Here is a 3,860-nt window from a genome sequence, read left to right on the forward strand (position 1 = left end):
CAGGCCGGACTCGCCGCAGGCCGGACTCGCCGCAGGCCGGCCCTGCCCCTCCCCCGGACCCGGTGCCGCCCGGCCGCGCCGGTCGGTTCAGTGTGGTTCAGCTCAGTCTGCGGACGCCGTCGGCGATCGCGGTCCGGAGTTGCTCGCCGTAGGCGTCGGCCGGCAGCGCGGCGTCGTACTCGGCCGCCCGCAGGAAGGCGGCCCGGGCGGCCGCCTCGGCGCCCAGTCGTTCGCGGGCCATGGCGACGCCGACGTGCAGAGAGGGGTAGAAGGCGGCGACCCGTTCATCGCCCACGGCGGTGGCGCGCCGCAGCGCCTCCTCGTTCCACCGCAGAATTTCGGCCGGCTCCTCCTGGTGCCGGGCCAAATAGTGCGCCGCGACGCAGGCGTCGTAGTCGTCGGTCCGCGCCGCCCACGCCTCCTCGAACAGGGCGCGGGCCTCCGACGTCCGGCCCTGCGCCTCGGCCAGCATCCCGTTCTGACACAGCTTGAGCACCGGATTGCCGAGATCCATCACGACTCCTTCGATTCACCCCGCGGGTTGCGGAGCCGATCGTGCGGCCTCGAGCAGGTCGAGAGTCAACAACCTGCAGTAGCGTCACAGACAACGACGCGTGAGGGGAGAAACGTCGTGATCGGACGTGTAAAAGTGGAAATGCGGCGCTCCGGCGGCTTCACCGGCCGCACGACGAAGGTGCATCTCGACACCGCCCACATGCCCCCGGCCGAGGCGGCCCGGCTCATCCAGCTCGTGACCACAGTGGACCTGTCCCGGCTGGCCGGGGCCCGCGCCGCCTCCTCGGCCGGCGCCGACCTGATGCGCTATGACCTGGTCATCGAAAACGGCGTGGACCGTTGGGAGGGCACCGTCTCCGATCCGTCGATCCCCAGCGAACTGCGCCCCCTCCTCCAGTTCCTCACCACCGCCGCTCGCTGATCCCGCCAGCGGAGGACGACCCAGAGTTGTCGCGCCCTCCGGCGCGTCCCGTCTCTTTGCCTGACGATTCGAGCCGCTTCAGAAGGTCCTCGATGAACGGCGCTTTGCCGGCCCGGTAGCGAGGACGGTCGTAGGCGTCGGCGGCGGCCAGCAGTGCCTTGAGCCGCCCGTATTCGGCGGCGTCGCCGGGGTGGGTTCGCATGTGGTCCCTGAAGGTCAGCAACGACTGCCAGTTGTCGGGGTCGCACTCGAATATGTGCACGTGGTGCGTGCGCCAGCCGATGTCGGGAAAGCAGAAGGACCATTTTCGGGCCCGTTCGTCGCCGGGCTCGGGCGCATGGGCCCAGCCGATGCCCGACATGGCTTCGACGATGCCGGCGGTGTGCCGGTAGTCCGGAACCCGGGCGAGCATGTCGATGATCGGCTTCGCCCCCATTCCGGGGATCGAGGTGCTGCCGATGTGCTCGACCGGACCGACGATCCACGGGCGCAGCGCCGGCTCCACCCTCGACCGTTGCCGGTCGAACGCGGCTGGCCAACCACTGTCGTACGGAATGATCTCGATGGGATCCTGGCGCCGCCGACCGCCGTGAGGCTCGTTGGTCACCGGCTCAGCCTATTTGTCGCACCCTCTCTGGACCCACCCCGCCGCATCCCATTAGGTTAGGCAGGCCTAACCTAATGGGATGGGAAGGAAGGTGGGAACGTGACGGCTTGGCGGTTCTTTCCGGTCGAGGTACGCGCGATCCGACGCCTCACCCCCACCTTCCTGCGGGTCACGTTCACCGGCGACGGCCTCGGCCGGTTCGCCGACAACGGGTACGACCAGCGGATCAAGCTGGTCCTGCCGTTGCCCGACCACGGCCTGGAACGACTCCCCACCGGCGAGGACTGGTACGCCGACTGGTGCGCCCTCCCCGACGAGCACCGCAACCCCATGCGCACCTACACCGTCCGCGCCGTACGACCGCACCTGGGCGAGGTCGACGTCGACATGGCCCTGCATGGCGCCACCGGCCCCGCCTCGACCTGGGCCCTGAGCGCCCGTCCCGGTGACACCGCCTGCCTCATAGGCCCGAGCGCCGACTATGACGGCGTCCACGGCGGCGTCGACTACCGGCCGCACGACGACGCCGACTTCGTACTGATCGGTGCGGACGAGAGCGCCGTCCCCGCCGTGGCCGCGATCCTCGAGCGGATGCCGGCCGATGCGCGCGGCGAGGCGTACCTCGAGGTGCCGTCGCCGGACGACCGGCTCGACCTCCGGAAGCCGGACGGCGTACGCGTGACCTGGCTTGCCCGGCAGGGTGAGCCGCACGGCGAAAGGCTGATCCCGGCCGTTCGCGAAGCGACCGGCCGCATCGTCACCCCGGAGAGCGCACGGCAGGAGCTGGAGGACATCGATCTCGATGTCGACGACCTCTGGGACGTGCCGGAGGAACCCGGCGCCGGCCGCCTCTACGCCTGGCTGGCCGGCGAGGCCGCGGTGATCCGCACCCTGCGCCGGCATCTCGTCGCCGAGTGCGGTGTCGACCGGCGCGCGGTCGCCTTCATGGGTTACTGGCGTCAGGGGCGCAGCGAGTTCATAGTCTGACCGCTGATTGTCGGATCCTTCCGCAGCCAATGTCGCAGACGGCAAAGCATGCCCTTTGCGGCCGATTCCCGGTTACCGCGCGGCCGGGTCGATAACGTGTCACTGAGGCCACGCCGGACCGCGATCCCATCCGCGTTTCCGGCCGCCGTCCGCTGCGGTGAGGAGGGGCGCCATGTGGGAACCGGCGGCGCATACCGGGCCGCTCGTGCTGCTGGTCGAGGACGACGAGGACCTGCGCGAGATGGCTGTGCAGATGCTGCGGCTGCGCGGATTCGACGTGCTCACGGCCAGGGACTCGGTGGACGCGATCACCATCTGCCGGGAGCACGAAGGCACCATCGACCTGCTGCTGACCGACCTCGGCCCGCCCGGCGTCCCGGGCGGCGAGCTGGCGCGTTCGGCGCACACGATCCGGCCCGAGATGGAAATCGCGTACGTCTCCGGAATACCCAAGGACATCGCCATCAAAAAAGGTCTGATCAAGCCGGGCGCACCATTCATCACGAAGCCATTCACGACGGATGTGCTGGCCGGGACGCTACGGACGGTTCTGGCCCGGCATGATGCCGCGGCCGCCGGGTGAACGGTTGCGGAACACACCCGAGAGAAATGACCCGAAGGATCTCAACTGTGGGCGGGCCGATCCGATAGCTAGGGCACCTGACCGCGGAAACCAGCGGTCGCCGAGCCCCCCGGGAGCACGACCATGGCTGAGATCAGCCTGCTCATGGAGCACATCCGCCACAACGTGCGGCATCTGCGCGCCCGCATGGCGTCGGACGAGGGTGCCTCCGCGGTCGAGTACGGCCTCATCGTGTCGCTCATCGCGGCCGCTATCGTCACCCTGGTCAGCACGCTCGGCAGCAAGGTTGTGTCCGCGTTCTCCTAGATTCGCGCCACCCTGACCTCCGCAAGCCCACCGGTGAGGCCGGCGCGGCAGCGGTCGAGATGGCGATCGTCATGCCGATTCTCCGGCATGCAGGCCCTGGTCGCGGTCGGTAGCGGCGTCACGGTGACCTACCCGACCACCCCCGGCGTCTTTGAGTCATCTCCCAGCTCCGACGCCCGGGTGGCCGTGCAGCGCGCGTTCGCGCCCGCCACCCCGGTGGCCGGCCTGCTGGTTACCCTAAAAAAAATAGGCCCACCCCGTTGTCGGGGTGGGCCTATCTCTACGTTGAGTCCGGCGGTGTCCTACTCTCCCACACCCTCCCGAGTGCAGTACCATCGGCGCTGGAGGGCTTAGCTTCCGGGTTCGGAATGAGACCGGGCGTTTCCCCTCCGCTATAACCACCGAAACAACCATCAACACAACGCTCAACCAGCAACCCA

6 protein-coding genes and 1 rRNA gene are annotated in these 3,860 nt (G+C 69.0%); 4 read left to right on the plus strand and 3 right to left on the minus strand.

What is annotated here, in order from left to right; all coding sequences use genetic code 11:
* Positions 1–97: 97 nt before the first annotated feature.
* Entirely contained in the window at positions 98–514 is a 417-nt protein-coding gene (locus tag AB0M88_RS51270; RefSeq protein ID WP_364115302.1) for a hypothetical protein, read from the minus strand.
* A gap of 117 nt (positions 515–631) precedes the next feature.
* Here AB0M88_RS51270 and AB0M88_RS51275 point away from each other — a divergent pair, with 117 nt between their 5' ends.
* Positions 632–937: a protealysin inhibitor emfourin gene (locus AB0M88_RS51275; protein ID WP_364115304.1), complete on the plus strand. Its 306-nt coding sequence runs from the start codon at positions 632–634 to the stop codon at positions 935–937.
* Here the strand turns inward: AB0M88_RS51275 and AB0M88_RS51280 are convergent.
* Positions 918–1,544: a GrpB family protein gene (locus AB0M88_RS51280; RefSeq protein ID WP_364115306.1), complete on the minus strand. Its 627-nt coding sequence runs from the start codon at positions 1,542–1,544 to the stop codon at positions 918–920. The genes AB0M88_RS51275 and AB0M88_RS51280 overlap by 20 nt on opposite strands.
* Positions 1,545–1,643: 99 nt before the next feature.
* Between AB0M88_RS51280 and AB0M88_RS51285 the strand changes: the two genes are divergently transcribed.
* From AB0M88_RS51285 to AB0M88_RS51295, 3 genes are all read left to right on the plus strand, one after another.
* A complete protein-coding gene (locus AB0M88_RS51285) occupies positions 1,644–2,531 on the plus strand; it encodes a siderophore-interacting protein (RefSeq protein WP_364115308.1) in 888 nt (295 codons plus the stop codon).
* Positions 2,532–2,736: 205 nt separating this feature from the next.
* Positions 2,737–3,114 carry a response regulator gene (locus AB0M88_RS51290; protein ID WP_364115310.1) on the plus strand — a complete coding sequence of 126 codons (378 nt, stop codon included), beginning with the start codon at positions 2,737–2,739 and terminating at the stop codon, positions 3,112–3,114.
* Positions 3,115–3,237: 123 nt separating this feature from the next.
* The gene (locus tag AB0M88_RS51295; protein WP_364115312.1) at positions 3,238–3,420 is read left to right on the plus strand and encodes a Flp family type IVb pilin; all 183 of its coding nucleotides are present in this window, start codon (positions 3,238–3,240) and stop codon (positions 3,418–3,420) included.
* 289 nt (positions 3,421–3,709) lie between these two features.
* Here the strand turns inward: AB0M88_RS51295 and rrf are convergent.
* Positions 3,710–3,826 (minus strand): 5S ribosomal RNA (rrf, locus tag AB0M88_RS51300).
* Positions 3,827–3,860: the final 34 nt, after the last annotated feature.

The sequence above is a fragment of the Actinoplanes sp. NPDC051411 genome, assembly GCF_040682075.1.
GTDB lineage: Bacteria > Actinomycetota > Actinomycetes > Mycobacteriales > Micromonosporaceae > Actinoplanes.

Coding starts and splice junctions, on each gene's coding strand:
- AB0M88_RS51270 (WP_364115302.1), bottom strand. CDS start 514: ATGGATCTCGGCAATCCGGTGCTCAAGCTGTGTCAGAACGGGATGCTG.
- AB0M88_RS51295 (WP_364115312.1), top strand. CDS start 3,238: ATGGCTGAGATCAGCCTGCTCATGGAGCACATCCGCCACAACGTGCGG.